This window comes from Dyella sp. (assembly GCF_051954575.1).
In the GTDB taxonomy this organism is placed as follows: Bacteria; Pseudomonadota; Gammaproteobacteria; order Xanthomonadales; family Rhodanobacteraceae; genus Dyella_B.
Genome location: NZ_JBQCHP010000074.1, coordinates 1 through 26,198, shown reverse-complemented (window position 1 = coordinate 26,198; position 26,198 = coordinate 1). Strand labels below are relative to the sequence as shown.

Annotated in this window: 28 protein-coding genes; 20 read left to right on the top strand and 8 right to left on the bottom strand. The window is 62.3% G+C overall.

The features are described from left to right. Positions 1–325: 325 nt before the first annotated feature. From ACTHNE_RS10295 to cls, 3 genes are all read left to right on the top strand, one after another. Positions 326–904 (top strand): cysteine dioxygenase, encoded by a 579-nt coding sequence (locus ACTHNE_RS10295; RefSeq protein ID WP_324941410.1) that lies wholly within the window; start codon positions 326–328, stop codon positions 902–904. Between the two features lie 42 nt (positions 905–946). Then, positions 947–2,317 carry an FAD/NAD(P)-binding protein gene (locus tag ACTHNE_RS10290; protein ID WP_440269205.1) on the top strand — a complete coding sequence of 457 codons (1,371 nt, stop codon included), beginning with the start codon at positions 947–949 and terminating at the stop codon, positions 2,315–2,317. Positions 2,318–2,437: 120 nt separating this feature from the next. Further along, positions 2,438–3,838 carry a cardiolipin synthase gene (cls, locus tag ACTHNE_RS10285; protein WP_440269204.1) on the top strand — a complete coding sequence of 467 codons (1,401 nt, stop codon included), beginning with the start codon at positions 2,438–2,440 and terminating at the stop codon, positions 3,836–3,838. Between the two features lie 89 nt (positions 3,839–3,927). On the opposite strand, the gene ACTHNE_RS10280 is transcribed toward cls, so the two are convergent. After that, the gene (locus tag ACTHNE_RS10280) at positions 3,928–4,380 is read right to left on the bottom strand and encodes a hypothetical protein (protein WP_324941415.1); all 453 of its coding nucleotides are present in this window, start codon (positions 4,378–4,380) and stop codon (positions 3,928–3,930) included. On the opposite strand from ACTHNE_RS10280, the gene pncA reads away from it, so the two are divergent. After that, positions 4,369–5,004, top strand: coding sequence for a bifunctional nicotinamidase/pyrazinamidase (pncA, locus tag ACTHNE_RS10275; RefSeq protein ID WP_440269203.1), 636 nt, complete (start codon positions 4,369–4,371; stop codon positions 5,002–5,004). The genes ACTHNE_RS10280 and pncA overlap by 12 nt on opposite strands. An 83-nt stretch (positions 5,005–5,087) precedes the next feature. On the opposite strand, the gene ACTHNE_RS10270 is transcribed toward pncA, so the two are convergent. Continuing rightward, positions 5,088–5,276: a CPXCG motif-containing cysteine-rich protein gene (locus ACTHNE_RS10270; protein WP_324941421.1), complete on the bottom strand. Its 189-nt coding sequence runs from the start codon at positions 5,274–5,276 to the stop codon at positions 5,088–5,090. Continuing rightward, positions 5,273–5,998: an HAD family hydrolase gene (locus ACTHNE_RS10265; RefSeq protein WP_324941424.1), complete on the bottom strand. Its 726-nt coding sequence runs from the start codon at positions 5,996–5,998 to the stop codon at positions 5,273–5,275. The genes ACTHNE_RS10270 and ACTHNE_RS10265 overlap by 4 nt, the downstream gene beginning before the upstream one ends. 122 nt (positions 5,999–6,120) lie before the next feature. Between ACTHNE_RS10265 and ACTHNE_RS10260 the strand changes: the two genes are divergently transcribed. Continuing rightward, complete coding sequence (locus ACTHNE_RS10260; RefSeq protein WP_324941427.1) at positions 6,121–7,032, top strand: ion channel; 912 nt, start codon at positions 6,121–6,123, stop codon at positions 7,030–7,032. Positions 7,033–7,290: 258 nt separating this feature from the next. Here the strand turns inward: ACTHNE_RS10260 and ACTHNE_RS10255 are convergent, their stop codons facing one another. Continuing rightward, complete coding sequence (locus tag ACTHNE_RS10255; protein WP_440269202.1) at positions 7,291–7,665, bottom strand: YciI family protein; 375 nt, start codon at positions 7,663–7,665, stop codon at positions 7,291–7,293. Between the two features lie 179 nt (positions 7,666–7,844). On the opposite strand from ACTHNE_RS10255, the gene ACTHNE_RS10250 reads away from it, so the two are divergent. From ACTHNE_RS10250 to ACTHNE_RS10235, 4 genes are all read left to right on the top strand, one after another. Beyond that, on the top strand, positions 7,845–8,141 hold the full coding sequence (locus tag ACTHNE_RS10250) for a lipid-A-disaccharide synthase N-terminal domain-containing protein (RefSeq protein ID WP_440269201.1): 297 nt from the start codon (positions 7,845–7,847) through the stop codon (positions 8,139–8,141). Then, the gene (locus ACTHNE_RS10245) at positions 8,138–8,413 is read left to right on the top strand and encodes a lipid-A-disaccharide synthase N-terminal domain-containing protein (protein ID WP_440269200.1); all 276 of its coding nucleotides are present in this window, start codon (positions 8,138–8,140) and stop codon (positions 8,411–8,413) included. Before ACTHNE_RS10250 ends, ACTHNE_RS10245 begins: the two co-directional genes overlap by 4 nt. A gap of 13 nt (positions 8,414–8,426) precedes the next feature. Then, positions 8,427–10,604, top strand: coding sequence for an alpha-N-acetylglucosaminidase (locus tag ACTHNE_RS10240; RefSeq protein ID WP_440269199.1), 2,178 nt, complete (start codon positions 8,427–8,429; stop codon positions 10,602–10,604). A gap of 321 nt (positions 10,605–10,925) precedes the next feature. After that, positions 10,926–11,408 (top strand): nuclear transport factor 2 family protein, encoded by a 483-nt coding sequence (locus ACTHNE_RS10235; protein ID WP_440269198.1) that lies wholly within the window; start codon positions 10,926–10,928, stop codon positions 11,406–11,408. Between the two features lie 12 nt (positions 11,409–11,420). Here the strand turns inward: ACTHNE_RS10235 and ACTHNE_RS10230 are convergent, their stop codons facing one another. Further along, on the bottom strand, positions 11,421–12,110 hold the full coding sequence (locus tag ACTHNE_RS10230) for an aspartate/glutamate racemase family protein (RefSeq protein WP_440269197.1): 690 nt from the start codon (positions 12,108–12,110) through the stop codon (positions 11,421–11,423). Between the two features lie 132 nt (positions 12,111–12,242). Here ACTHNE_RS10230 and ACTHNE_RS10225 point away from each other — a divergent pair, with 132 nt between their 5' ends. From ACTHNE_RS10225 to ACTHNE_RS10200, 6 genes are all read left to right on the top strand, one after another. Beyond that, on the top strand, positions 12,243–12,860 hold the full coding sequence (locus tag ACTHNE_RS10225) for a hypothetical protein (RefSeq protein ID WP_324941446.1): 618 nt from the start codon (positions 12,243–12,245) through the stop codon (positions 12,858–12,860). A gap of 103 nt (positions 12,861–12,963) precedes the next feature. After that, positions 12,964–13,290, top strand: coding sequence for an EF-hand domain-containing protein (locus tag ACTHNE_RS10220; protein ID WP_440269196.1), 327 nt, complete (start codon positions 12,964–12,966; stop codon positions 13,288–13,290). A gap of 90 nt (positions 13,291–13,380) precedes the next feature. Then, complete coding sequence (locus ACTHNE_RS10215) at positions 13,381–13,887, top strand: RidA family protein (protein WP_440269195.1); 507 nt, start codon at positions 13,381–13,383, stop codon at positions 13,885–13,887. A gap of 145 nt (positions 13,888–14,032) precedes the next feature. Next, on the top strand, positions 14,033–15,601 hold the full coding sequence (locus tag ACTHNE_RS10210) for a GH39 family glycosyl hydrolase (protein ID WP_440269194.1): 1,569 nt from the start codon (positions 14,033–14,035) through the stop codon (positions 15,599–15,601). Between the two features lie 196 nt (positions 15,602–15,797). After that, positions 15,798–16,070 (top strand): hypothetical protein, encoded by a 273-nt coding sequence (locus ACTHNE_RS10205; RefSeq protein WP_324938959.1) that lies wholly within the window; start codon positions 15,798–15,800, stop codon positions 16,068–16,070. 43 nt (positions 16,071–16,113) lie between these two features. Next, complete coding sequence (locus tag ACTHNE_RS10200; protein ID WP_324938961.1) at positions 16,114–16,290, top strand: hypothetical protein; 177 nt, start codon at positions 16,114–16,116, stop codon at positions 16,288–16,290. Between the two features lie 60 nt (positions 16,291–16,350). Here ACTHNE_RS10200 and ACTHNE_RS10195 read toward each other — a convergent pair whose 3' ends face one another. Then, complete coding sequence (locus tag ACTHNE_RS10195) at positions 16,351–16,731, bottom strand: hypothetical protein (protein ID WP_324938965.1); 381 nt, start codon at positions 16,729–16,731, stop codon at positions 16,351–16,353. 307 nt (positions 16,732–17,038) lie between these two features. Here ACTHNE_RS10195 and ACTHNE_RS10190 point away from each other — a divergent pair, with 307 nt between their 5' ends. The 5 genes from ACTHNE_RS10190 to ACTHNE_RS10170 are packed head-to-tail and all read left to right on the top strand — an operon-like array spanning position 17,039 to position 24,673. Then, complete coding sequence (locus ACTHNE_RS10190) at positions 17,039–19,324, top strand: TonB-dependent receptor (RefSeq protein ID WP_440269193.1); 2,286 nt, start codon at positions 17,039–17,041, stop codon at positions 19,322–19,324. 34 nt (positions 19,325–19,358) lie between these two features. Beyond that, the gene (locus ACTHNE_RS10185) at positions 19,359–21,356 is read left to right on the top strand and encodes a serine hydrolase (protein WP_440269192.1); all 1,998 of its coding nucleotides are present in this window, start codon (positions 19,359–19,361) and stop codon (positions 21,354–21,356) included. A gap of 14 nt (positions 21,357–21,370) precedes the next feature. After that, positions 21,371–22,393 (top strand): dipeptide epimerase, encoded by a 1,023-nt coding sequence (locus ACTHNE_RS10180; RefSeq protein WP_440269191.1) that lies wholly within the window; start codon positions 21,371–21,373, stop codon positions 22,391–22,393. A gap of 35 nt (positions 22,394–22,428) precedes the next feature. Next, entirely contained in the window at positions 22,429–23,748 is a 1,320-nt protein-coding gene (locus ACTHNE_RS10175; RefSeq protein ID WP_440269190.1) for a peptide MFS transporter, read from the top strand. Positions 23,749–23,752: 4 nt separating this feature from the next. Further along, positions 23,753–24,673: a MurR/RpiR family transcriptional regulator gene (locus ACTHNE_RS10170; protein ID WP_324938981.1), complete on the top strand. Its 921-nt coding sequence runs from the start codon at positions 23,753–23,755 to the stop codon at positions 24,671–24,673. Positions 24,674–24,729: 56 nt separating this feature from the next. On the opposite strand, the gene ACTHNE_RS10165 is transcribed toward ACTHNE_RS10170, so the two are convergent. Together ACTHNE_RS10165 and ACTHNE_RS10160 are read right to left on the bottom strand one after the other, a co-directional pair. Next, complete coding sequence (locus tag ACTHNE_RS10165) at positions 24,730–25,788, bottom strand: acyltransferase family protein (protein WP_324938984.1); 1,059 nt, start codon at positions 25,786–25,788, stop codon at positions 24,730–24,732. Positions 25,789–25,948: 160 nt separating this feature from the next. Continuing rightward, positions 25,949–26,176 (bottom strand): hypothetical protein, encoded by a 228-nt coding sequence (locus ACTHNE_RS10160; protein WP_324938987.1) that lies wholly within the window; start codon positions 26,174–26,176, stop codon positions 25,949–25,951. Positions 26,177–26,198 lie beyond the last annotated feature (22 nt).

Here is a 26,198-nt window from a genome sequence, read left to right as displayed (position 1 = left end):
CTTGCCAAGCCGCGCGGCGCAGCCTGCGGGCCTTCCAGGCATCACCCATCCCTTTAAATTCACTAGTTGGGCCAGCCCTGTCTGTCCGCATGCCTTCGATCCGCCGTCTCGACAGACGGCCGGTCTGCCTTCGCCGACGGCACTGTGGCCTGCGAACAGACAGGGCTGGTGACGACGGCGATACTTATTCAGTGCTGCCTTAAGCGTAGGCCGATGCACGCTGTATTTCATGCCTCGAAAGTCATAGTCGCCAGCTATCGCCTTACGACCATTTAACGGTGCGCATGGTCCACTGCCGGCCATCTCCGGTCTGCTTACGAGCCTTATGCGTACATACCGACACAGTCTCAAGAGCCTGCGTGATATCGCGCTCGCTTGTTCGTTGGAAAAAACCCCTGACCTCGCTTCGCTCTCGCGCGAACTGGGAGCGATCGTCCATCGCGACGCACAAAAGCTTGCCAATGGCCTCAACGATCTGCGTGCGCGCAATCGTGGTTTCGAACGCTGGCTGCTGGCGCGCCGCGGCCATCCGGGCGTGAGCGTGCTGGTAATGGCATGGCCGCCCGGCTACAGCTCGCCGTCGCATGATCATGCAGGTTTGTGGGGTATCGAGATGAGCTTGTATGGCGCGCTCGAAGTGGAATCCTGGTCGCGCGCCAGCACCGCCGATCCGTGGCAATTGCGCGGACGCAACTGGCTGGGTCCAGGCGATGCGACGTGGTTCGACAGCGATCCGCCCTACATGCATCGCTGCCGCAATCTTTCGCGACAAGAGACCGCGCTGACGCTGCACGTGTATGGTGGCGATCTCGAAGACTACGCCACCTACGAGCAGGTCGCCGCCGAACCGCATTGGCTGAGCTTGCCGCAACGCGCACGGATTGCCGGACCGCTTCGCGTCTGATATCAACACAAGCCCTGATTTACCCCCTCATCAAGGAGTGACATGTTTCGACGCGTCGCCATTATTGGCGGCGGCGCCGCGGGAGCTACGCTGCTCAGCGAATTGCTGGAGCGTCCCGTTGCGCAGCCGTTGCATCTGGATTGGTACACCGGCGGCGGCACGCCAGGTCGTGGCATCGCCTACGGCACGCGTTCGGAACGTCATCTGTTGAACGTGCGCGCAGCATCGATGGGCATGTTCGCCAGCCGCCCCGGCGGTTTTCTGGAGTACATGCAAAAGCGCAATCCAGACATCTCCGGCACCGATTTCCTGCCGCGCTGCTGGTACGGCGATTACCTGGAAGTCGAAACGGCTAGCGCGCTCGCCCGCGCCAAGAGCCAGGGCCACGACGTGCGCGTCGTGCCGTACGAAGTCGACGCGATGGTGCCCGAAAACGACGGCGTCACCATCTTCCGGGGTGAAACCACCACGCGTGTCGAAGCGGCCGTGCTCGCGCTCGGCACCTTGCCGCCGCGCCCGCTTCCGCAGGTGGACGATGCGGCGCTGGCCAGCGGGCGCTACGCCACGCAGCCATGGTCGTTGCTGGCGGACGTAAAACCCGATCCGCAAGCGCATCATGTTGCGATCATCGGGCTTGGCTTGACCGCGGTGGACATCATCGTCGAACTGGCAGCGCTGTGGCCCAATGCGCGCTTCACCGCGCTGTCCCGCCACGGCCTGTTGCCGGAAGTGCATCCGGACAATGCATCGCTGCCTTACGAGGACAGCGACGAATTGGTCGAGAGCATGCGCGACGCACCCGACATCCGCACCTGGACGCATCTGTTGCGCGAGGCCATCGCCACCACCGACGACTGGCGCCGGGTGATCGACAGCCTGCGTCCACATACGCAAGGCCTGTGGGGACAACTGCCGCGCGCGGAGCGCGCACGTTTCCTGCGCCATGTGCGCTGGGCGTGGGAACGCTCGCGCCATCGCCTGCCGCCGCAAGTGGCGCAGGCCATCGCCAAGCTGGAAGAGGAAGGACGCCTGCAGCGGTTGAGCGGACGTTTGGATCGCGTCACGCTGGCCGAACGCGGCCTGCAGCTCGCGTTCGTGCCGCGCAGCCGGCAACAGGCGAGCATGCTCGATGCGGATCTGGTGATACAAAGCGTCGGCCTCGACAACGACGTGCGCCGCACGCAGCATCCGTTGCTGCAGCAACTGGTCACCAACGGCCATATCCGTCCCGATCCATTCGGCTTAGGGATGGAAGCCACGCCCGACGGCCGCCTGCTGCACAACGGCAGCGCATGGCCACGCTTGTTCGCCATCGGCTCGATGTTGCGCGGCACCTTGTGGGAATCCACCGCCATGCCGGAAATCCGCCAGCAGGCGCGGCAGCTGGCCGATCATCTGCTCGAACGGGAATAACCTTGCGGATGGGTTGCCGCGGACGCGATCCCGGGGCGCCCAACATGTTCGCCGCCAAAGGCTTGGGTTACGCTGCGCCAACCCAAGCCAAGCGCGCGCAGGAATGGTCTACCCGCATCCATGACGCTTCCGCACCTTCTCCCGCTGCTCGCCTTCCTGCTGCACCTGGCCGGCATCCTGGCCGCGATGCATGCGCTGATGAACACGCGCACGCCGCAAGGAGCATTCGCCTGGGCGCTGGGCCTGTCGCTGCTGCCGTACGTCACGCTGGTGCCGTACCTGTATCTGGGGCGAAGCCATTTCCAGGGTTATGTCACCTTGCATCGCGCGCATCGCAAGCGTCTTTTGCAGGCGTCGGAGCGGGGCGAGCATGCCAGCATTCCCGAATCGTGCGTGCGCTACAGCGAGATGGCGCAGATGGTGCACGGCACCTTCCATTCCGGCCAGCAATTGAAACTGCTGGTCGACGGCGAGGCGGCGTTCGAGGCGATGTTCCAGGCGATAGCCCGCGCCGAGCGCTGCATCCTGGTGCAGTTCTTCATCTTCCACGACGACACGCTCGGCCAGCGCATGCAACACGCGCTGCTCGAACGCGTCGCCGCCGGCGTGCGCGTCTTCGTGTTGTTCGACGGCATCGGCAGCCATGCCCTGCCCAGAAGTTACGCGCAAACGCTGCAGCAAGGCGGAGTGACCATCTATCCGTTCGCCACGCGGCGGCGGCCGAACCGGTTCCAGCTCAATTTCCGCAATCATCGGAAGATCCTGGTGATCGACGGCTGCGTGGGTTTTCTCGGCGGCCTCAATGTGGGCGACGAATATCTGGGCCTGAAGCCGCCGCTCGCGCCCTGGCGCGATACGCATATGCAGCTGGCCGGCCCGGCGGTGATGGACCTGCAGCGCAGCTTCGCGGTGGACTGGCATTGGGTGACCGGCGAACTGCCGCCGATGCTGCCGCCCGCGCCGGCGCAAGGTGATGCGCTGACGCTAATCGCCGCCACCGGCCCGGCCGATCCGCAGGAAACCTGCTCGCTGTTTTTCACGGTCGCGATCAACGCGGCGCGCAAGCGCTTATGGCTGACCACGCCCTATTTCGTGCCCGACCAGGCCGTGCTGTCGGCCTTGCGCCTGGCGGTGATGCGCGGCGTGGACGTACGCGTGCTGCTGCCCTCGCGTCCCGACCACTTCACGGTATTTCTCGCTTCCACCTTGCACGCCCACGATGCGCTCGGCGCCGGCATTCGCATCTATCGCTACCAGCCTGGCTTCATGCATCAGAAGGTGATCCTGATCGACGACGACACCGCATGCATCAGCAGTATGAACCTGGACAATCGCTCGTTCCGGCTGAACTTCGAGATCGGCGCGCTCAACGTGGACCACGCCTTCGCCGCCGACGTGGAACGCATGCTGCTGGAGGACTTCGGCAACTCGCTGGAAATCACCCGCGAGGAATATCGCCGTTCGTCGTATGTGCGACGCCTGGCGATGCACGTGGCGCGATTGTTTGACCCGGTGCTTTAAGCGATCAACCGAACCCTGCGTAGGCCGGGATGCAATCCCAGCTTTTTTCACGGCCCCTGATGCCAGGATTTCACCCAGCCTATGCCGGATCAATCTCCGCGCAAGGCGCTGCGCCAGTCGCCACCGCGCAGCAGCCAACCCAGGCACGCACCGACCAGCGCGCCGATCAATTCCCAGAACACGCGCAAACCGATGTTATCCGGATCGTGCACCTCAGCCAGCCGCACCTTCAGGTACTGGATGGAATCCATGCGGGCGTAATTGAAATAGACCAGGTCCCACATATCGCCGCTGGCCGTCAGCAACAGGGAGACCAAAAAGGCGATAGCGATCATGCGCAGCGGCGTCCAGCCCTGCCGATGGCCGATCGCATACACGATCAGGTACAGCAGTATGGCCGCGCCGGCGCTGATGCCGCCTGCTTCCAGACCGCCCACCAGTCCGTATCCCATCCACGATTGGTCGTAATGCATCAACGCCCCCGAAGTGATCGCTTGCATTATGCCGCCGATCCGCTGTGGAATCTCGCGATGAATCATCATGCCGCGCTTGTCCTGATCGATGTCCAGCCCGATTTCATGCCGGGCGGCGCGCTCGCCTGCCATGAGGGGGACGCCATCGTTCCAGGGATCGACCAGTTGCTGCGGCGCCGCCTGTTCCGGCAGACGGTCGCCACGCAGGACTGGCATCCGCCCGGGCATGTTTCCTTCGCCCGCATGCATGCGGGCAAGGCGCCGTTCGAGCAGATCCCCTTATATGGCCGCCCGCAAACGCTATGGCCGGATCATTGCGTGCAGGACACCACGGGCGCCGCCTTGCATCCGGGCATCGACTGGTCGCCGGTGGATCTGATCCTGCGCAAAGGCACACGCCCGGATGTGGACTCCTACAGCGCCTTCCAGGAAAACCATGGCCCCGACGGCACGCGCCCCAGCACCGGCCTGGCCGGCTGGCTGCGCGAGCGCGGCGTCACCGAGATCTATGCCGTCGGCCTGGCGCGCGACGTATGCGTGCTGTGGACGGTGCAGGATGCGTTGGCGCTGGGTTTCCGCGCGAACGTGGTGTGGGATCTCACGCGACCGGTGATGCCTGAGAGCGATGCGGCCACGCGGGCGACGTTGGAGGGGCTGGGCGTCGGCATCGTGCAATCGGCAGAACTTCCGTAGGTTGGGGTGCAAACCCCAACTTCGAGGTGCACGTATGCATGGTGATGTTGGGGTTTGCACCCCAACCTACGTGCGTGGCGAGCTCAGGCTTCGTCTTCGCCGGCCACATTCACATGCACGTCTTCATCCGCGCCGATCCACACATCGATGCTGATCGGCCGGCAACAGACCTGGCAATCCTCGATATAGCGCTGATCGCCAGCGGAAGCATCGACCAGGATCTCGATGCGTTCGCCGCAATACGGACACTGGATGACGCGCGGCGTGATCATGCGTAGGCCGCCGCGCGTCCGGCCAGTTGCGCGATCGCCGCGGGAATGGCGGCAGGTTCCTCGACCGTGAGCATGCGCGGTGCATCCGCTTCGCCCAGGCTGTTTTCCAGCTCGTGTTCCCACGTCACGTGATAGGGCATGTGCACACCCCAGCCGCCCAGACGGATCACCGGCTCGATATCCGAACGCAACGAGTTGCCCACCATCACAAACTGCGCCGGCTCGAGCGAGAACTCATTGAGTACGCGGCGATAAGTGGATGCGTCTTTTTCCGAGACGATTTCGATGCGGTGGAACAGATCCGCCATGCCCGATTGCGCCACTTTCTTTTCCTGATGGAACAGGTCGCCTTTGGTGATCAGCACCACCGCGTGATGCTCGGCCACTGCGGCGACCGCATCGCGCACGCCGGGCAGCAGTTCCACCGGGTGCTGCAGCACGGTCTTGCCGATCTCCACCAGTTGATGGATATCCGCCGCCGAAATGCGGCCTTCGGTAATCGCGATCGCGGTTTCCACCATCGACAGCGTCATGCCTTTCGCGCCGTACCCGAACAATTTCAGATTACGCCGCTCCGTGGCCAGCATGCCGGCCTGCACCTGGGTGTCGCCCACGTCCACGTAGCGGCCGATGATCGCCACGAAACGCGCGCTGGCCTCGCGGTAATAGCCCTCGCTGTGCCAGAGCGTGTCGTCGCCGTCGAAGCCGATGAGCTTGAGCATGAGCCGTGCCTTCAGGTGGGGCCGGCAAGCTTACCGCGCCCGCCATCCGGGCGCATGGCCGCCGCCGGCGCGCCCGACACGGACGCTACAATTCGTTCACGGCATGGGCAGGGAGTTTCAGCATGAACCACAAGCGGGGTGAGTCCTTCTGGCAGCGGCCGCGTGTCGTGCAGATCGGGGGCCGGCCGTTCGTGTCCCACGGCTTGAAGGAACGCTTCTGGGACGACTTCTACCACCGCGCGCTGATCATGACCTGGCCCGCGTTCTTCGGGGTGGCCATCAGCGTGTTCCTGATGTTCAACGCCGTGTTCGCGATGATCTACCAGGTCGACCCGAACGGCATCGCCAACCAGTATCCGAAGGGCCTGGCCGGCGCGTTTTTCTTCAGCGTGGAAACGCTCGCCACGGTGGGCTACGGCGACATGCATCCGCAGTCGGTGTACACGCATGTCGTCGCCACCGCGGAAATCATCTTAGGGATGGGCAATATCGCCGTGTTCACCGGCCTGATCTTCGCGCGCTTCTCGCGCCCGCGCGCCAAGATCCTGTTCGGCCAGCATCCGATCGTGCGCATGATCGACGGCAAGCGGACGCTGATGATGCGCGCCGCCAACATGCGGCAGAACCTGATCGCGCAGGCTTCCGCCCAATTGCACCTGCTGCGCATGCATGCCTCGCCGGAGGGGTTCCAGATCCGCCGCATCGAAGACATGAAGCTGGTGCGCAACGAACACCCGATCTTCATGCTCAGCTGGAACGTGATGCATGTGATCGACGAGCAGAGCCCGCTGTACGGCGCCACGCCTGAAGGCCTGGAAGCCAGCGAAGCGGCGCTATTGCTCACCATCGAGGGTATCGATGAGACTACCTCGCAATCGATGCTGGCGCGCCATCAATGGGGCATCCAGGAAGTGCGCTGGAATCACCGCTATGTCGATCTGGTGCACCGGGACAGCAACGGCGTCAGCGTGATCGACTACAACGTCTTCCATGACGTGTTGCCGCTGGACGAAGAGCAGCAACTTACACCGTGACTCCCTCCCCTGTTGCAGGGGTGGAGTTATGAGCTTGCCGCGCCAGGTGAATGCGCCGCGAGTGCTTAACCCCACCCCAAACCTCCCCTACAACACGTAGGGGAGGGAGCAGATTCACGCCCCGACACGTTCTGTGTGGGTCAGCAACTTTTGCCGTGACTTCCTCCCCTGCTTGCAGGGGAGGGCCGGGGTGGGGTTACACGAGCTTGCCGCGATATGTGAGTGCGCCGCGAGCTTGTTTCCCCCTTAGGAACAATTTCACGCCCCGACGCGTTGACGCTCGGCATCGATATCTTTCACCGGCCGCACCTCGATGCACCCGGTCGCCGCCCACGGGAACGACTGCGCAATGCGTACCGCCTGATCGATGTCCGCCGCCTCGATCAGGTTGAATCCACCCAGGTATTCGCGCGCCTCGGCAAAGGGGCCATCCACCACCGTGGTGCGGTTGTTGCGCACGCGCACGGTCTTGGTTTGCGCCGGCGGCTCCAGTTGCATCGAATCAAGCAGGTGGCCTTCGGCGCGCAGCTCGTCGGCGTGCTTGAAACAGCCGTTCATCATGGTGTCGAACTGGCCCGGGGAAAGGGCGTCCAGCAGGGTGTCGTCGTTGTAGATCATCACCAGGAATTTCATGGCATTCTCACGCAGCGTAGGGGGCAGCCGGCGCAGGGTAGGCCAAGCCGGGAACGGGGTCCAGGGCCATTTTTCACGGCCTGTCGAGACGGGGCTGGCGGGCCTGTCTTATAGTTCACCCCGTCAAACGTTGAATTCGAGGCGGAGTCCTTCCGCTTCCGGCCACCCGAGTAACCTGAATGGGAAGTTTTAACAACGCCTGGCTTGCGCTGGGTTTGATCGGCCAGACGGTGTTTTCCGGTCGTTTTCTGCTGCAGTGGCTCTACAGCGAGTACAAGCGGCGCAGCGTTATACCGATGGCGTTCTGGTATGCCAGCATCATCGGCGCCCTGCTGTTGCTGTGCTACGCCTGCTACAAGAAAGATCCGGTCTTTATCGTCGGCCAGGCCAGCGGCCTCTTGATCTACGTGCGCAACCTGCAAATGCGCAAGCGCGACAAAAAAGAACCGGCCGCCGAATCGGAGCTGGCGTCATGACGCTGGACAACCAAACACTGTGGATCGGCGCCGGCCTTATGGGCCAGGTGCTGTTCGGCGTGCGCTTCCTGGTGCAATGGCTGTACAGCGAGGCGCGCGGCCAGAGCCTGATTCCGCCGGCCTTCTGGTACCTGAGCGTGGCCGGTGGCGTGATCCTGCTGAGCTATGCCATCCACCAGCGCGAGGCGGTGTTCATCATCGGCGAAGCGGTGACGCTGGCCATTTTTTTGCGCAACCTGATCATGCTGCGCAAGCAGCCCGAAGCGGACTGATTCCCGGGCGCCCATGCGCAACTATCCGGCCTTGCTCGGGCTTGCCGCGATAGCTTGGCTGGTCGCAAGTTCATGCTTTGCCGGCACCTTCGATACCGCCCCGGAGCAGGCCGTGCTCGCCCGCCTGCTGCCACGGCAGGCGCATCAGTTCGAACTTGGAACGCTCGCCGGCCAGCACGGCCGCGAGCGCTTTCGCATCTCCCAAGCGAACGGCCGTATCCGCGTGGAAGGCAGCACGCCCAGCGCCCTGCTGTTCGGCGTGAACTGGTACCTGAAATACGTGGCGCACGTGCAGATCTCGCCCAACGGCGATCGCACCGGCAGCGCGCCGTTTCCCTTGCCCACGACGGTGATCGAGCAGGAAACGCCATACGCCTATCGCTATGCGCTGAATGAGAACGTCGACGGCTACACCTCGGCGTATTGGGATTGGCCGCGCTGGCAACGCGAGATCGACGTGCTGGCGCTGTCCGGCATCAACGCGGTGCTGATCGAACGCGGCATGGATAGCGTGCTGTATCAGACCTTCCGCGATGTCGGTTATACCGACGAGGAGATACGCCGCTGGATCACCCAGCCCGCGCACCAGAACTGGCAGCTGATGGGCAACCTGTGCTGCTTCAACGGGCCGATCAGCACGGCATTGATGCGCAAGCGCGCCCACTCCGCGCAACAGATCATTACGCGCTTGCGCGAGCTAGGCATCACGCCGGTGCTACCCGGCTTCTACGGCATCGTACCGGCGGATTTCCAGCGCAGGTTTCCTGGCGCACATGTCATACCGCAGGGCGAATGGGCGGGCTTTACACGGCCGGGCTGGCTCGATCCGCGCGACCCGCTGTTCGCCAAGCTGGCGGCTTCGTTCTACCGCCATCAACGCGAGCTGTTCGGCGACAGCAGCATCTACGACATGGAAGTGTTCCAGGAAGGCGGCGACGCGGGCGACGTGCCGGTACCGGCTGCCGCGCGAGCCGTGCAGAACGCCTTGCTCGCCGCGCACCCCGGCGCGCGCTGGATGATGCTGGCCTGGCAAGGCAATCCGCGCCAGGATCTGCTCAGCGGCGCCGACCGCACGCATCTGCTGATCATCGACATCGATCACGATCGCGTACCGCGCGACAATCGGCAGAAGGATTTTCAGGACGCGCCATTCCTGTTCGGCGGCATCTGGGAATTCGGCGGGCGCACCACCCTGGGCGCGAACACCCGCAACATCACCGAACGCCTGCAACGCCTGGGCCGCAACAACGACAACATGGTCGGCACGGCCGTGTTCACCGAAGGCATGGATACCAATCCATTCGCCTTCGATCTGTTCACCGAAATGGCCTGGCGCAGCAAGCCGGTCGATCTCGACGCATGGACCGCCAGCTACGTGCGGCGCCGCTACGGCGCGGCCGATCCGCACGCGCTGGCGGCATGGAACGCGCTGCTGCACACCGCCTACGACATTCGCATCGACCAGGTGGTATTCAACAGCGAGCGCGATGCCGCGCAGGAATCCCTGTTCAATGCGCAGCCCAGCCTTACCGCGAATCGCGCCTCGAATTGGTCACCCGAAGCGATGCGCTACAGCGCCGAGGCGTTCAAGCGCGCGCTGCCTCAGATGCTGCAGGCCGCCCCTGCCCTGCGCAGCAGCGAAACCTATCGCTACGACCTGGTGGATGTCGCACGCCAGACGCTGGCCAACGAAAGCCGCCTGCTGCTGCCGCAGATCAAGGATGCGTATAACACCAAGGATCGCGCGCGCTTCGATACGCTCACGCAACGTTGGTTGCAACTGATGGAGCTGCAGGATCGGCTGCTCGCCACGAATCGCTGGTTCCTGGTCGGTCGCTGGCTTGCATGGGTGAAACCCTGGGCCACGACGCCCGAGGAATACGTACGCCTCGACTACGACGCCCGCTCACTGCTCACCACCTGGGGTGATCGCAAAGCCAGCGAAGACGCCAGCCTGCACGATTACGGCAACAAGGATTGGGCGGGGCTTACGCGTGATTATTATCGGCTGCGCTGGCAGGCGTATTTTTCAAGTCTCGATGTGGCGTTGCGCACGGGCGCGCCACCTAAGCCAATCGACTGGTTCGCGCTGGGTGATGCATGGAATCGCGGTACGCAGCGTTATAGCGACCAAGCGGTGGGCGATGCTTATGAGGTCGCAACGCAAATTGCCAGGCGCTTGGATTTGTAGCCCCATTACCTCACCGTCATTCCGGCGGAGGCCGGAATCCATGCTTCGCACTGGCGATAGGTGATTCGCTTCGCTCACCCCTTTCGGGGCCGTCCTTCGGACGTTCTCGGCGCTTCGCGCTACGTCCGGCCTCCGCCGGAATGACGATAAGGCATCCCAGCCTACGAATGTGTTTCGGCTTTCGGTGCGCCATCCAACCGACCGCTCAACCTCGCCTTTCGACCGCTTGCGTCTCGACCCCGAGCTTGGTCACAAAACGCGTGACCCTGTCCGCGAACCGCCCAGACTCCATGCGTACCTCACTCCTTCAAAGGACGCATCATGGCAACCGCCTGCACGCTACTCTTCGCCATCGCAGCGCTGACCGCCCTACCCTTCGCCGCTCATGCCCAAGACGCCACAGCCGCAGACGAAACCCAGCGCACCGAAGCCGGCGTCATCGCCGTCGACAATCACTGGAGCCTCGCCGAGATGACCGGCGACAGCGCATGGCTCGATCAGATGCTGCTGCCCGAATACCGTTCGGTAGGCCACGACGGCAAAGCCCATTCAAAGGCCATGATTGTCGCCGGCGCAGCCAAGCGCAAAGGAACCAGCCTCGACCAGGCCGAACAGAAATTCGCCGCCTACCGCAAGGAGCATCCCTACGGCACCGCAGTGGTCGTGCGTGGCGATATGGCGGTCATCAGCTTCTACGATCCAACGCTGGGTCCGCAGAAGGGCGTGACATCCTCCGACGTCTTCCTCTACGTCGACGGCCATTGGCACGCGCTCTATTCGCAGCACACCGACGTGCATGCATAGTGTGCGACGGGCTTATGCCACCGCCCATTCTGCCGCTTTACGGGCGTGAATCGCCGTGGTATCGAACAGCGGCACGGAGGCATCCTGCGGCCCGACCAGCATGCTGATTTCGGTGCAGCCGAGGATGATCGCCTCGGCGCCCTGCGTAACGAGCCTGGCCATGATGCGGCGGTATGCGTCGCGCGAGGCGGCGACGATCTTGCCCAGGCACAATTCTTCATACACCACGCGATGCACGAGATCGCGATCGGCCTGCTCCGGCACCAGTGTGGTGAGTCCATGCCGTGCCAGGTACTGGGCGTAGAACGGCTGCTCCATGGTGAAACGCGTGCCGAGCAGGCCTACCTTGTGGAAACCTGCTGCGCGGATCTCGGCGGCCACGGCATCCACCACGTGCAGCACCGGAATACGCACCTTCGCCTCGATCGCCGGCGCCACCTTGTGCATGGTGTTGGTGCAGATCACCAGCGCCTCGGCGCCTGCCCGCTCCAGCCGCTGCGCGACGTCGGCCAACATACTTCCGGCCGCGTCCCAGTCGCCCGCGTGCTGCAGGCGGGCGATCTCCTCGAAGTCCACGCTGTAGAGCACCAACCTGGCCGAATGCAGGCCGCCCAGCCGCGCCTTGATCGCCTCGTTGATGAACCGGTAGTAGGGAACCGTCGATTCCCAGCTCATGCCGCCAATCAGGCCCAGGGTTTTCATGGTCGATCCTTGCGCCAGGAAGCGCCTAGCATGCCTGATGAACGCCCGTGACTGAAGTTTCCCGGCCACCCGCCGATAGCCTGGTTGAGCCGGCAGCCTCCCGTGCCGCCGGCGGCGTTTCCAGGAGACCCGATGATCAGCACGCGCCCGAATCTCGCTTACCTCAAGGCCGCCTGGGCGGCCCACGCCAGCATCAGCGCCGAGCATTGCAAGCAAAGCTACGAGGAAGCGGGCATCTCCTTCGAACGCGTCAATCACTCCTGGATCGTGCGCAAGAACCAGACCCAGGTATCCACCATGCCGCTGCGCTACACGCGCCAGGAATTGCGCATGGGTTTCCTTGGACGCATCGAGATGGAAGCGCGCAAGGCCGCGGCCGAAATCGAAGCGGTGCTGCTGCGTGACCTGGACGTGCCCGAAGGACATACCTTGATCGTGGAGCTGGAGGAGTCGATGCGGCATCTGCGCCGCAACGGCAGCCGCGCGCTGGCGATTTTCATTCTGCCCACCGCCGAAGCATCCGAACGCATCGGTGTTGAAATCCAGGCTTTTCTGGACGCACCCCGCGCCTGCCTCTACGCGCATCGCACGACCGGTGAAGGACACGTCGGCACCGATCTGCTCGTCAGCTGCACCAAGCGCGACCGCCATCCGCGTGCAACCACCTACACCGAGCTGGCGCAGCGCATCGTACACACGCTCAACCACGCGCTGGAGCAGGCAGACACGCAGTCGCTTCACGTCCAATAACAACATCCGCTCGACATCGGTTTCACGCACAGCGGATTCGCGCCGCCATCGTGACACACAACATCGTAAGCTCCTGGCTCCCCTGATCTGGAAGGGAACGACCATGAAGCTGCGATTCGCAAGCGCCTTGCTGTTCGTACTGTCCGCCTGCCTTTCGACCGCCATACCGGCGCAGATCGGCCTCAACGAGCTGGCCCGCAACGTCAAGGCGCTGGACAAGAATTTCGACGCCGCCGACAAGAATCACGATGGCATGCTCACCCGCCAGGAAGCGCAGACGGTGCCGTTCATCGCCACCAACTTCGATGCGATCGACGCGAAGAACCGCGGCAGCGTGTCGAAGCAGGATGTGCACGACTATATTGCGCGGGCGCTGAAGAGCACCTCGAACAAGACGGCGCCGACCACGCCCTCGTCATCGCATCCTTGATGCCATCCGTCGTGCACCGTAGGCTGGGATGCCATCCCGGCTTACCTGCGCTCGAAGTCCACGATCGACCTTTCCCCAAGGACGCTGACGATGAAACCGATTCTCCTGGCACTCACGCTCGCAGGGTTCAGCAGCATCGCCTTCGCCGCCGACCAGGGCGGCAGCGTACAGCACATCAATCCCTCTACCTTGAGCGCGCCGCATGGCTATACGCACGTGATCAGCGTATACGGTGGACGCACCGTCTACATCGCCGGCCAGGTGCCGCTGGATCAGCACGGCACGCTGGTCGGCGCGGGCGATTTCGCGGCGCAAGTGCGGCAAACCTTCGAGAACCTGAAAGCGGCGCTGGATGCCGGCGGCGCCGGTTTCTCCAACGTGGTGCAGATGACCATCTACGTAACCGATATGTCGCAAATCGATACCTTCCGAAAAATCCGCGACGAATACATGCACGGCCCGCTGCCCACGGCCAGCCTGGTGGAAGTGAAGGGCCTGTTCCGCAAGGACGTGATGCTCGAGATCAGCGCGGTGGCGGTCATGCCGGTGGCGCCGCCCAACATCGCCCGGCCCGCCGAGCACACGCCCAAAGGCTGAGCCTCCCCAGGCGCCCGATCCGCAGGGGCCTGCGTTTTTTTCAAGCCGGCTGGTCAAAATCATAAACCGTCTCCCCTGGAAATCATTGACCCAGCTTTGTTCGACTTGCGCATCGATGACCGGAGGGGACACGCATATGTGCGGAATGAGGCTTCGCAAATGGATCGCCATCGCCAGCGCAGCTTGCGCGCTGGGGGTCGCGATCCCTGCCGTTCAAGCGGCACCCGCCGAGCGGGATATCGCTATCGACGTGCAAAGTGCAACCACGCCGCTGGACCGCTTCTACAACCTCTCCGTCGGCTCCGATTACCCCGGCACGCTGAAGCGCGAAGACAGTCTCGCCCAGCTGCGCACGGTCGAAACCGAGCTCGGCTTTCGCTACATCCGTTTCCACGCGATCTTCCATGACGTGCTGGGCACGTATCGCGAAGTCGACGGCAAGCCGGTGTACGACTGGACCGGCATCGATCATCTGTACGACCGGTTGCTGGCGATGGGCATCCGGCCTTTCGTCGAACTGGGGTTTACGCCCGAAGCGATGAAAACCTCCGATCAGCACATCTTCTACTGGAAGGGCAACACTTCTCATCCGGTCTTGCCGAAATGGACGGCGCTCGTGGATGCCTTCGCGCGTCATCTGGAACAACGCTACGGCCAGAACGAAGTGCGCAGCTGGTATTTCGAAGTGTGGAACGAACCCAACCTGGCCGGCTTCTGGGAGGGCGCCGACCAGAAGGCCTATTTCGAACTTTTCGACGCCACCGCACGCACCCTCAAGCAGGTCGATCCGCAATTGAAGGTGGGCGGGCCGGCGACGGCAGGCGCAGCCTGGGTGCCGGAACTGATCGCACACACCACGCAGGCCGGCGTGCCGCTCGATTTCATCAGCACGCACACCTATGGCGTGGATGGCGGCTTTCTCGATGAGCACGGCGAAAGCGACACCAAGCTTTCATCATCGCCCGATGCCATCGTCGGCGACGTGCGCCGCGTGCGCGAGCAGATCGAGCATTCCTCCAAGCCGGGACTGCCGCTGTATTTCACCGAGTGGAGCACCAGCTATACGCCGCGCGATGCCGTGCACGATTCGTACGTGAGCGCCGCCTACGTGCTCAGCAAGCTCAAGGCCTCCGAAGGCATGGCGCAAGGCATGAGCTACTGGACCTTCAGCGACCTGTTCGAGGAACCGGGCCCGCCCACCGCGCCGTTCCAGGGCGGTTTCGGCTTGATGAATCCGCAGGGCATCCGCAAGCCGGTGTATTTCGCCTACAAGTACCTCAACCGCCTCGGTTCCCACGCGTTGAAAACCAGCGACGCGCAAAGTTACGTGACCTGGGACAACGGCGTGCTCAAGGCGCTGGTATGGGATTTCGTGCAACCGAAGCAGGACCAGAGCAATCGTCCCTTCTACACGAAAGTGTTTCCATCGCACTCGACCGGCAGCGTGAAGCTGGAACTCACGCATATGCAGCCGGGCCACTATCGTGTCGCGCTGTACCGGACCGGCTTTGACGCCAACGATGCGTATACCGCCTATCTGCGCATGGGCTTGCCCAAATCGTTGAGCGCCGAGCAGCAGAAAAAGCTGCAGGCGCTGACCACGGATACACCAAAGCAGCAGTCGCTGGTGGTCGACGCAAGCGGCCACGCCAGCCTGATGCTGCCGATGCGCTCCAACGACGTGGTGTTGGTGGAAATCACCCGGCGCGACTGATCCTTCGTTTCGGCCGTACATGATGGCGAGCGGCCCTCGCCGCCGTCATCCTGCGCACGAGGCTGATTCCTGAGGATTCCGCGGTGGGACTCGCTTTCCGCCTCCGCGCCGCATTTCAAAATTCAGGACGCTAAACGTCTCCCTCAGGCCAGCCCGCGACTGGCCGATGACCTTGGCTACCCGATGCGGTGATGCTATGCCCCTGAGCTTCCATGAAATCGAGCAGCGCCTGGCCGATTTGCAAAGCGCCGTGCCACGCCTGCTGCAGCACAGCCCGGGCGCCGAATTCTGGATCGAGTTCATGAAACGCGCCGACGCTATCCGTGACCACGTATCGCTGGAACATTACGACTGGATCACCGAGCGCATCCACGAAGTGCTGGCCAGCCATGGCATTTCGCCGCCGTCCAAGTGGATTCTCGCCGCGGCGGCCGAGGCCGGCTCAAGCCCTCTGCCATCTGGCCGATAGATTCCTCAGGCCCTATCCACGCGGGGCCTGGGGAGGTTCCATCATGGCCACATCATCCGTCGTCGCAGCGCTGATCCTGCACAACCAGTCCTGTTCCCAATGCCGCATGGGCGAGCCATGCCTGGTGACCGAACGCATCCAGGACGACTGGCTGCGGCAGCAAGCCACCGCCCAGCCCGAACCGAAAGCCGAATACTGGGCGACGGAAGACGCGGCCTGATGGCGATAGCGCAGGCTGGGATTTTCACCGCGCCTGCGATTGTTCGCCGCAATGGCACGCTTATGGCGGCGAAGCGCCCAGCAAACCCACCTTGTAGCCCGCTTCACGCAGCCGGCTGGTGGCCTTCATGCTCAACGCCACCAGGATCACCAGATTCACCAGCGGAATGAAGCAGCCGATGATCAGCAGCACCTTGGTGCCGGTGGTATAGCCCAGGCCACCGCACAGGCGCGCGATACCGATCAGCGCCATGACGAGTGCAATAAGGCTCAAGACCAGCGCCAAACCGCCGGAGCGTTGCACGGCAATGGTCAGGAAATTAAGGATGATCGAGTAGATAACCAGCTTCTGCCCGCTGGCCACCTGCTGCAGTTCCGCGCTGTTGGTCTGGATATCGTCCACCCGCGAATGCGGCGCTTCGTACGGATTGTTGCTGCTCATGCTTCCCCCTGTAGCGTGAAAACAGCCTGCCGGCCGTGGCGCGGCAAGCCCGTGAAAAGTTGTCCCCTGGCGAGTGCGCGTGCGCAACCCGCAGCGCTCCTTGTAGCACGTGTTTGAAGACAGCGTGCAAGGCGCACGTGCGCGTGCTTCGAACGGATGCCTGATTAGCGCCGAATGTCAGCTGTGCGAAAGACAGCTTCCTCCCTGCATATCCAAAAATGTTATATGAATATCATTGACACAAAAATGTTATCTTGATACCAATACACGCACGGGCTGTCCGTATCTCGGGGAAAGGGGTCGTGGCATGGGTCGTACGCTGTTCGCTCGCCGCCATCTTTGCGCGGCCGTTGGGCTCGGCTTGATGAGTCCGTTATGTCTGTTCGCGCAAACGCAGAACGACACCAGCCAGGTCGCCGCAAGCGCTTCCGCCGATGCATCCACCAGGCACGCAACCGCCGCCCGCGCAACACAACTGGGCACCATCATCGTCACCGCCAACAAGCGCAGCGAGCGCCTGCAGGATGTGCCGATGGCGGTATCGGTGCTCGACAACGCGCGCCTGGAACGGCAGAACGCCGTCAGCTTTACCGACTACGCCACGCAGGTGCCCGGGCTCAACCTGATCTCTTCGGGCGAAGGCTGGACCCAACTGGTGCTGCGCGGCGTGACCTCCGGCAGCAGACAACCGAACGCGACGGTGGGCACGTATATCGACGATACGCCGTACGGATCCAGCACCATCTACGCCGCTGGCAGCATGCTTACGCCCGATATCGATCCCAGCGACTTGCAACGCATCGAAGTGCTGCGCGGCCCGCAAGGCACGCTTTACGGTTCGAACACGCTGGGTGGCCTGGTCAAGTTCGTCACCACGCCGCCGGACACCACGCAGGCCAGCGCGCGCATCGGCTTCAACACCAGCAGTATCGAGGGCGGCGGTAGCGGATACGGCGCGCACGCCACGGTCAATCTTCCGCTGGTAACCAATAAGCTGGGTTTGCGCGTCAGCGTGTACGACCGCGACGATCCCGGCTACATCCGCAACATCACCACTGGCCAAGCGGAGATCGACAAGGCCAAGGTCAGTGGCGCGCGTGCGCAATTGCTATGGACGCCAAACGAAAACGTGTCGGTTCGTTTTTCCGCGCTGGCGCAGAACCTCAACAGCGACGGACTCGCCAACCAGGGCATTGAAGTGGATCCCGCCACGCTGCGGCCGATCTACGGCTGGCGCGAACAGGCACGCGCCGCCGGCACCGGCTTGTTCAAGATCAAATATCGCCTGTACGACCTGTCGGTGAATGCGGATTTCGGCTGGGCCAAGCTGATTTCCACCACCAGCTTCAGCACGCTGGGCTTCAAGGAAAACACCGATATCACCAGCCTGTATGGACCGGTGCTCAATCCGCTGTTCGGCCTGACCAATGGCGGTTATTCAGAGCTGCAACCCATTGCGTTGAACAAGATCACGCAGGAACTGCGCCTGCAGTCGCCCGCGGATCAAACCTGGGAATGGCGTGCCGGCGTGTTCTTCACGCATGAGCACAGTTCCGACAAGCAGGACATCCTCAGTTTCGATGCAAGCACGGGTGCGCCGATCGCCTTGCCGCCGCTTGGCAGTGTCGTGCTGGGGCCTGCGCTGTTTCGCGAATGGGCGGGCTATGGCGATCTCACCTGGCATGCCACGTCGAAGCTGAGCATCCTGGTCGGCGCGCGCTACAGCAATGACAACACTTCGTATACGCAAACCACGCAAGGTCTGCTGACCGGCGTCACCGATTTCACCACACGCGGCCACGATCATCCGATCACTTACCTGTTCAACCCGAGCTACAAATTCAGCGACGACATGATGGCGTACGTGCGCGTAGCCTCGGGCTTTCGTCCTGGCGGGCCGAACGTCGGCGTGCCGCCGGGATTGGGCGCGCCATTGACGTTCGGTCCGGACAAACTGGTCAACTACGAACTCGGTTTGAAGTCGCTGCTGCTCGACAAGCGCATGAGCATCGAAGCCGATGTGTTCTACATCAACTGGAGCAAAGTGCAGCTCACCACCACCGCCGCTGGTTTCAGCTTTCTCGGCAACGGCGGACGGGCAACCAGCAAGGGCGCGGAAGTCAGCTGGCGCTATACGCCGCTGAATGGCCTCACCGTGTGGGCGAACAGCACGTATACCCAGGCGCGCCTCGCCGCCGATACGCCGACCGGCAGCATCTACGGCTTGAAAGGCGACCGCCTGCCGTACGTGCCGATGTGGAGCGCGAACCTCGGCGCGGATTACAACTTCCCGCTCGGCGGCAGCGACTGGTCCGGTTTCGTGGGCGGCAATTTCAGCTACGTCGGCGCGCGCGAATCGGACTTCAACCCTGTACCCGCGCCGCGCTCGCACCTGCCCGGCTACAACAATCTCGACCTGCACGTGGGCGTGAACTACGCCAACTGGACCGTCGAGGTGTATGCCAAGAACCTGGCGAACCGGCGCGGCATCAGCTCGATGTGGCCGGAAACGATCGATCCGGTCGCCAGTCCTTTCCAGGCCAGCTATCAAACGCCACGCACGATCGGTATGTCGGCCAGCGTCGATTTCTGAGTTTTCCCCCATGCACCTTGCACGGAGTGTTCGTATGAACCGCCATGTAAAACATCTGCTGGCCCTGCTTGCCGGTTTTACCGCCAGCGTGGCCATGGCGCAGGTATCGCCTCCGCCGCCGCTGGGGCCCGAAGTCCATGCGCCGCAGCTCGCCAGCACCACGCCAGCCGCGCCTGCCGCACTTACGCAGCAGGACGTCGGCGCGTTTTTCGATGGACTTGTGCCGTTTGCGTTACGCCGCAGCGACATCGCCGGCGGCGTGATCATCGTGGTGAAGGATGGCAGCGTGCTGTTCGCCAAGGGCTACGGCTATGCCGACCTGGCGCACCGCACGCCGGTATTGCCGGAAACAACATTGTTCCGACCCGGCTCGATTTCCAAGTTGTTCACCTGGACCGCGGTGATGCAACAGGTAGAACAAGGCAAGCTGCAATTGGACCGCGACATCAACGATTACCTGGATTTCAAGATTCCGCCTTACCAGGGCAAGCCCATCACGCTGCGCAACCTGATGACGCATACGCCCGGTTTCGAGGATTCCGCCAAGGGCCTGCTGCCGGCGTCCGTGGATGAAGTGGATCTGGAACGGTACCTCAAAACGCATCTTCCCGCGCGCATCTTTCCGCCGGGTGCGCTCGTGGCCTACTCCAACTACGGCTGCGGTCTGGCCGGCTATATCGTGCAGCGCGTCTCCGGCGAACGCTTCGAGGATTACATCGCGCACCACATCTTCCAGCCGCTGGACATGACGCATTCCAGCTTTGCGCAGCCGCTGCCGCCGTCGCTGGCGTCGATGATGAGCAAAGGCTACAAGACCGCGTCCGATGGCGTGCCGCAACCGTTCGAACTGGTCGATCCGGCGCCGGCCGGTTCGATGAGCACCACCGCCGAAGACATGGCGCATTTCATGCTGGCGCACCTGCAGAACGGTCGCTACAACGATGCGCGCATCCTGCAACCGGCCACGGTGGCATTGATGCACAGCCCGCAATACGCGCCAGCGCCGGGCATCAGCGGTTTCGATCTCGGTTTTTACCAGGAAGATCGCAATGGCCTGCGCATTATCGGCCACGGCGGCGACACCGTGTATTTCCACAGCGACTTGCACTTGCTGTTGGACAAAAACATCGGCGTGTTTATGTCCTTCAACAGCACCGGCAGTCCTGAAGCGCACGGCACCTTGATGGTTCGCTCGGCGATCTTCGCTGCGTTTCTCGATCGCTATTTTCCCTATCAGCCCGCGACGCAACCGACGCCGTCGAGTGCGAAGGACGATGCCGCCAAGGTGGCCGGTTGGTATCAGGCCAGCCGGCGCAATGAAAGCGCCTTGCGCATGCTTTATCTACCTGGCCAGGTCAGTGTGGCGGCGCAGTCGGATGGCACGCTGCAAGTGTCCATGCTTACCGACTATGCCGGCCAGCCGCTGCGCTGGCGCGAAACGGGTCCGCTGCAATACCGCGAGGTGAACGGGCAGGACAAGCTCGCCTTCGTCACCAATCCGGATGGCAGCATCCGCTATTGGGCGACCGATTACATTCCTGGCGTGGAAGTGTTCCAGCGCGTGCCTGCCTACAAGAGTATGGGCAGCGTCGGGGTGTGGCTGGCGATTTCTGTCGCAATCGTGGTGGTGACGCTCGGTATCTGGCTCGTCGGTTGGCTGATGCGGCGGCGTTACCGCGCACCGCTGGAACTTCCATCGGCAGTGCGCCGCACGCGCCTGCTGTCGCGACTGGGCGCACTGGTATTGCTGATCGACCTTCTCGGCTGGCTGACGCTGCTGATCGTTGCCGGCATCGATGAAAACGTATTGCTGCACGGTTCGGCCACGCCCTGGATGTACCTGCTCTACGTAATGGGTGCGGTCGCCTTGCTCGGCATCGTTGCCATCGTCGTGCATACGTGGCGCACATGGCGTCCCGCCGAACGCAGCCGATGGGTGCGCCTGGGCGAAACCTTGCTCGCGCTGTCGGCGCTCTATCTGGCCTGGATCATCCTGGCCTTTGGGCTGGTCAGTTTCAGCGTGCGCTACTGAGGCGGGGAACGATCATGACCAAACCACAGACGGCGCCGCTGACATTGCGCGCGCAGATCGAAAAGCGGCCGCTGACCGAAGCCTTCCACATCACCGGCTACACCTTCACCGAAAGCGAAGTGCTGGTGGTGAGCCTGCACGATGGCGAGCACACCGGCCGCGGCGAAGGCCTGGGCGTGTACTACCGCCACGACACGCCCGCGTCGATGCTCAAGCAGATCGAGGGGATGCGTGAAACCATCGAACGCGGCATCACGCGCGAGCAACTGATGCGCTGGCTGCCACCCGGCGGCGCACGCAATGCGCTCGATTGCGCCCTCTGGGATCTGGAAGCCAAGCGCCAAGGCAAGCCGGTGTGGCAGCTGGCCGGCACACTGGCACCGCAACCGCTGCTGACCACGTTTACCTTAAGCGCGGAAGATCCGGACATCATGGCCGTGCGCGCACGTGAGCTTCCCGATGCACGCGCACTGAAGCTCAAACTCACCGATGATGGCCGTAATGCGCAACGCGTGCGCGCCGTGCGTGCAGCGCGGCCCGGCGTCTGGATGATGACCGATGCCAACCAGGGCTTTACGCGGCAATCGTTGCGTGAAGCGCTGCCGGCCTTCGTGGAAGCCGGCGTCGCCATCGTGGAGCAACCGTTCCCAATCGGCCGCGAGGATTGGCTCGACGGCTTGAACTGCCCGATTCCTCTCGCCGCCGATGAAAGCGTGCAGGATCACCACGACCTGCAAAACCTGCATGGCCGCGTGCAGGTGATCAACATCAAGCTGGACAAGTGCGGCGGCTTGACGGAAGGCTTGAGCATGGCGCGCATGGCGCGGCAACTCGGCTTTCAAGTGATGGTGGGCAATATGGGCGGTACTTCGCTTTCGATGGCGCCGGCGTTCGTGCTGGGCTCGTTGTGTTCGGTGGTCGATCTGGATGGCCCGGTCTACATGCAGGACGATCGCGTACCATCGGTGAGCTACAAAGGTGGACGCATCTGGTGTCCGGAGAGCGTGTGGGGCGGGCCAGCCACGGCCGAGGCGTGACCCGATCCAGCGATAGCCGAGCAAGAGAGAACACCATGGCCCCCGTCGAGCAACCATGCGAGCGCAATTGGTTTGGCCATCCACCCGGCCTCACCATTTTGTTCCTCACCGAAATGTGGGAAATGTTTTCCTTCTTCGGCATGCGCGCCCTGCTGGTTTACTACATGACCAAGCGCCTGGACATCCATCAGGAATCGGCGTCGCTGATCTATGGCGCCTATGCGGCCTTCGTCTATTTCACGCCGGTGTTCGGCGGCATCGTGGCGGACCGCTGGCTGGGCAAGCGCAAGGCGGTGTTGATCGGTGGCGCGACGATGGCGCTGGGCCATTTCATGATGGCGTCCGAGCCGTTGTTCTACCCCGCGCTGGCCACCATCGCGCTGGGCAACGGCCTGTTCCTGCCTAGTCTGGCGAGCCAGATCGAAGGCCTGTATCGCGAAGGTGATCCACGCAGCAAGAGCGCGTACAACGTCTACTACGTGGGCGTGAACATCGGTGCGTTCATCGCCCCCCTGATCTGCGGCAGCCTGGGCGAAGCGTATGGCTGGCATTGGGGATTTGCCGCCGCCGGCATCGGCATGCTGGCCTCGCTGGTGATCTACGTAAGCGGCAGCCGTTACCTGCCACCGGAGACCATGCGCACAGATGCCGTCCAAGCACCGCGCGTTCCGCTGGACCATGCTGCCCTGCGCCGGCTCGCCTTCCTGATCGGCATTGCAGCGATCGTGGTGGTGTTCCGCGGCGCGTACGAACAGGTCGGCAACACCATCGCGTTGTGGTCCGATGAAGGCGTGGACCGCCACGTGACCGCAGGCTGGAGCATTCCCATGACCTGGTTCCAGTCACTCGATTCGTTGGTGGTGTTCACCGCCACTCCGTTGCTGCTGGCGCGCTGGTCGCGCCTGGCCAAGCGCGGCATCGAAACGCCATGGCTGCACAAGATGGCGTTCGGCGCCGCGACCATAGGGGCTTCTTATCTGCTGCTGGGCGCGGTGGCGGCCTGGTCGCAAGCGCACGGCGTGCGCGCGCACTGGGCATGGCTGACGGCCTGGTTCGTGCTGATGACGCTGGGCGAGCTGTATATCCTGCCGGTAGGGCTGGGGCTGTTCGGGCGCATGGCGCCGGAAGGTTTTCGCGCCACCAGCATCGCCATCTGGTTCTTCGCCGGCTTCTTCGGCAACCTCTTGGCCGGCGCGCTCGGCACGCTATGGAGCCCGCTCCCGCATGGCTGGTTCTTCGTGGTGATCGGCGGCGTGGCCGGCCTGGCTGCAACGCTGCTGTTCGCGCTGGGCATGCGCATGGGCCAGGTGGAAAAGCGCGAGAATGCAGGCTTGGCCGCCATGCTTTCCCGATAACCTCATGACCATGACCCACGATCTGAAACAAAAGCTCGAGGACCGCTGGGACAGCTTCACCGCGTCCGAGCAAAAGATCGCCACCTACCTGATGCGCAACATCCGCGACCTGCCGTTCGAAACCGCAGCCTCGCTCGGCAAGCGCGTCGGCGTCAGCCCGATGACGGTCGGCCGCTTCCTGCGCAACCTCGGCTACGACGGCGTCAACGAGTTGAAGGAAGAACTGCGCGACGGCACCTGGCACCAGCTTTACAAGGAGCCGGAAAAATCCAAAGGTACCGACGATGTCGCCGCCCACCTGCAGTCGGAAATCCGTGCGCTGACCGACGTGCACGCACTGGTGGGCACCAACGAATGGAAATCCGCGGTGAAGTTGCTGATGACCGCCGACAAGGTTTCCATCGCCAGCTTCCAGCACGCCGCCTTTCTCGGCCAAGGCCTGGCCAAGACGCTGGAACACCTGCGCCCAAACGTTTCGTTCAACCCCGGCACCGACAGCGCCTACGTGGACATGCTGCTGGACTCCACCCGCAACAGCTGCGTGGTGCTGATCGACATGCGCCGCTACTTCAAGCAATTCCGCGTACTGGCCGAAGAGGTCGCCGCCCGCGGCATCCCCCTGCTGCTGATCACCGACACCGACTGCTACTGGGCCCGCGACCTTACCCCACACGTGCTGATGATCCAGGCCAGCTGGGTATGGCACAGCTACAGCGCCTACACCACGCTATTCAGCCTGCTCGCCGCATCGATCGTGCAGCAGACTGGCGATGGGGTGATGGATCGCATCGGCGATATCAATCAGCTGCGGGAGAAGCTGGTGGGGTATGTTGGCTCGTCGCAGGGCAAAGCGCGTGAGCATGCGGCGGTGGAGAAAGGCGGACGGGTGCGTTCGCCTGGGAGCAAGCGAGGCAAGTCGACTTAAATATCCGCGCCGGGAGCCGTAGGCTGGGATGGCAATCCCAGCTTCGACGTCTTCCGCTACTGGACCGCCTCAGGCAATCCAACCACTGCAGTACCGTTTGACGCCCTGGCCCTGCGGCTTTTGCGAAGAAAAGGCTTTTCAACGAAACGGCAAGAAAGATACCCCGCAACCACTGCAATAAGAACGGATATCGCCATCCCAAGCCAGAACCGGTGCGTCACTTCGTTGATAACAATTTGCTGGATCGGAAAGCCATAGATATATACGCCATACGAAATATCGAATTTTCCGTTTACCAGCTTTTCGCTGAAGGACTCGCCGATAACCACAACAGCGAGCGTAATGCCAAGCGTCCCCAGGACACTGTATTCGAGCTTGCCGGGCATAAGGAACATGCCGACCACCCCAAACGCCAATAACAGCCATCTGTTCGGAAACCACGTTGCTTTCGTTATGGAAAGCAGCGCTCCGCCACTGAAGCATATCCCGAACATGCACAGATAATTCAGCGGAACACCATAAAACGAAAATCCAGTGCCGGTATGCACCAAAGACGCCGTCCCCAGGATCGATCCGACAAGGATGGCAAGAATGACTTTCCAGGATCGTGAAAACGACAGCGCGACACCGATGGCGATGTAACAGACACACTCAATGGGCAACGTCCAGAGACTTCCGTTGATCGCGTTCGGATAAATGTAGTTGGCAAAAACCCCTGGGATGGCCGGCCCTAGAAACGTCGAATACTGCAGGAAGGTTACCCATGCGAACTTGGACGTGATGTAGTCCCATTTCGGCCCACTGGTGTAGACAGCGCCCAGACCATAGGTCATCAAGAACGAGCACACCATCATCCCGGGCAACAGGCGCCGCAGCCTTCGCTTGCTGAATTCGATGAAATTGCCGGATCGCTCAAAGCTGGCCGGCATGAAGTAGCCGGAAATTGAAAAGAAGATGGCCACCGCGACAAAACCATAGGTATCCCAAAACGGATAAACAGGCTCCGCCAGCCCATGCAGGGCAAATTGATGGCTGAACAGCACGAGCAGAGCAGCGAAATGACGTAGCAGATCGAAGGAATTCCCCCGATCATTCCCTTGGTGCCTCCCCAACACACATTTACCTTTTTTCAGTTCCGTTAAATTCAGTAGGCGCGACCTGTCTTCGCTTCATGCTGTTCCCTTCTGCTCGCTCATTCGTGCTGCCTCAACACATAGGTGGTATGGCAATCTCAGCATCAGGGAAACAACGAAGAAAGCTGGGGTTGTCATCCCACTAGCCATATTTCGGATTGCAGACGACAACATCGCTCCTTGCATCTCTGTTTTTTATAAAGTCCGAGAAATGTGTATGCTCCCGACCGTCGCCTGCCTCGAATAATTCCGCCTGACTGACAAAAAATTCAGCTAATTTCCGAAGCTCAATGGGGTTCGCAACAAAACTCACCTCAGCAAGCTCTACTAGCTCTTCCACATTAGAAGCTGTGTAACCATACAGTTTCATTTTCTCACCTAGCTTTAATTAA

Bases quoted from the DNA above. Each gene is read 5' to 3' on its own strand.
- ACTHNE_RS10180 (WP_440269191.1), top strand. From the start codon at position 21,371: ATGACCAAACCACAGACGGCGCCGCTGACATTGCGCGCGCAGATCGAA.
- ACTHNE_RS10195 (WP_324938965.1), bottom strand. From the start codon at position 16,731: ATGAGCAGCAACAATCCGTACGAAGCGCCGCATTCGCGGGTGGACGAT.
- ACTHNE_RS10265 (WP_324941424.1), bottom strand. From the start codon at position 5,998: ATGCTCAAGCTCATCGGCTTCGACGGCGACGACACGCTCTGGCACAGC.
- ACTHNE_RS10190 (WP_440269193.1), top strand. From the start codon at position 17,039: ATGGGTCGTACGCTGTTCGCTCGCCGCCATCTTTGCGCGGCCGTTGGG.
- ACTHNE_RS10170 (WP_324938981.1), top strand. From the start codon at position 23,753: ATGACCATGACCCACGATCTGAAACAAAAGCTCGAGGACCGCTGGGAC.
- ACTHNE_RS10210 (WP_440269194.1), top strand. From the start codon at position 14,033: ATGAGGCTTCGCAAATGGATCGCCATCGCCAGCGCAGCTTGCGCGCTG.
- ACTHNE_RS10220 (WP_440269196.1), top strand. From the start codon at position 12,964: ATGAAGCTGCGATTCGCAAGCGCCTTGCTGTTCGTACTGTCCGCCTGC.
- ACTHNE_RS10175 (WP_440269190.1), top strand. From the start codon at position 22,429: ATGGCCCCCGTCGAGCAACCATGCGAGCGCAATTGGTTTGGCCATCCA.
- ACTHNE_RS10230 (WP_440269197.1), bottom strand. From the start codon at position 12,110: ATGAAAACCCTGGGCCTGATTGGCGGCATGAGCTGGGAATCGACGGTT.
- ACTHNE_RS10245 (WP_440269200.1), top strand. From the start codon at position 8,138: ATGACGCTGGACAACCAAACACTGTGGATCGGCGCCGGCCTTATGGGC.
- ACTHNE_RS10160 (WP_324938987.1), bottom strand. From the start codon at position 26,176: ATGAAACTGTATGGTTACACAGCTTCTAATGTGGAAGAGCTAGTAGAG.
- ACTHNE_RS10185 (WP_440269192.1), top strand. From the start codon at position 19,359: ATGAACCGCCATGTAAAACATCTGCTGGCCCTGCTTGCCGGTTTTACC.
- ACTHNE_RS10215 (WP_440269195.1), top strand. From the start codon at position 13,381: ATGAAACCGATTCTCCTGGCACTCACGCTCGCAGGGTTCAGCAGCATC.
- ACTHNE_RS10250 (WP_440269201.1), top strand. From the start codon at position 7,845: ATGGGAAGTTTTAACAACGCCTGGCTTGCGCTGGGTTTGATCGGCCAG.
- ACTHNE_RS10200 (WP_324938961.1), top strand. From the start codon at position 16,114: ATGGCCACATCATCCGTCGTCGCAGCGCTGATCCTGCACAACCAGTCC.
- ACTHNE_RS10270 (WP_324941421.1), bottom strand. From the start codon at position 5,276: ATGATCACGCCGCGCGTCATCCAGTGTCCGTATTGCGGCGAACGCATC.
- pncA (WP_440269203.1), top strand. From the start codon at position 4,369: ATGAATCATCATGCCGCGCTTGTCCTGATCGATGTCCAGCCCGATTTC.
- ACTHNE_RS10295 (WP_324941410.1), top strand. From the start codon at position 326: ATGCGTACATACCGACACAGTCTCAAGAGCCTGCGTGATATCGCGCTC.
- ACTHNE_RS10290 (WP_440269205.1), top strand. From the start codon at position 947: ATGTTTCGACGCGTCGCCATTATTGGCGGCGGCGCCGCGGGAGCTACG.
- ACTHNE_RS10280 (WP_324941415.1), bottom strand. From the start codon at position 4,380: ATGATGATTCATCGCGAGATTCCACAGCGGATCGGCGGCATAATGCAA.
- ACTHNE_RS10225 (WP_324941446.1), top strand. From the start codon at position 12,243: ATGATCAGCACGCGCCCGAATCTCGCTTACCTCAAGGCCGCCTGGGCG.
- ACTHNE_RS10235 (WP_440269198.1), top strand. From the start codon at position 10,926: ATGGCAACCGCCTGCACGCTACTCTTCGCCATCGCAGCGCTGACCGCC.
- cls (WP_440269204.1), top strand. From the start codon at position 2,438: ATGACGCTTCCGCACCTTCTCCCGCTGCTCGCCTTCCTGCTGCACCTG.
- ACTHNE_RS10255 (WP_440269202.1), bottom strand. From the start codon at position 7,665: ATGAAATTCCTGGTGATGATCTACAACGACGACACCCTGCTGGACGCC.
- ACTHNE_RS10205 (WP_324938959.1), top strand. From the start codon at position 15,798: ATGCCCCTGAGCTTCCATGAAATCGAGCAGCGCCTGGCCGATTTGCAA.
- ACTHNE_RS10260 (WP_324941427.1), top strand. From the start codon at position 6,121: ATGAACCACAAGCGGGGTGAGTCCTTCTGGCAGCGGCCGCGTGTCGTG.
- ACTHNE_RS10240 (WP_440269199.1), top strand. From the start codon at position 8,427: ATGCGCAACTATCCGGCCTTGCTCGGGCTTGCCGCGATAGCTTGGCTG.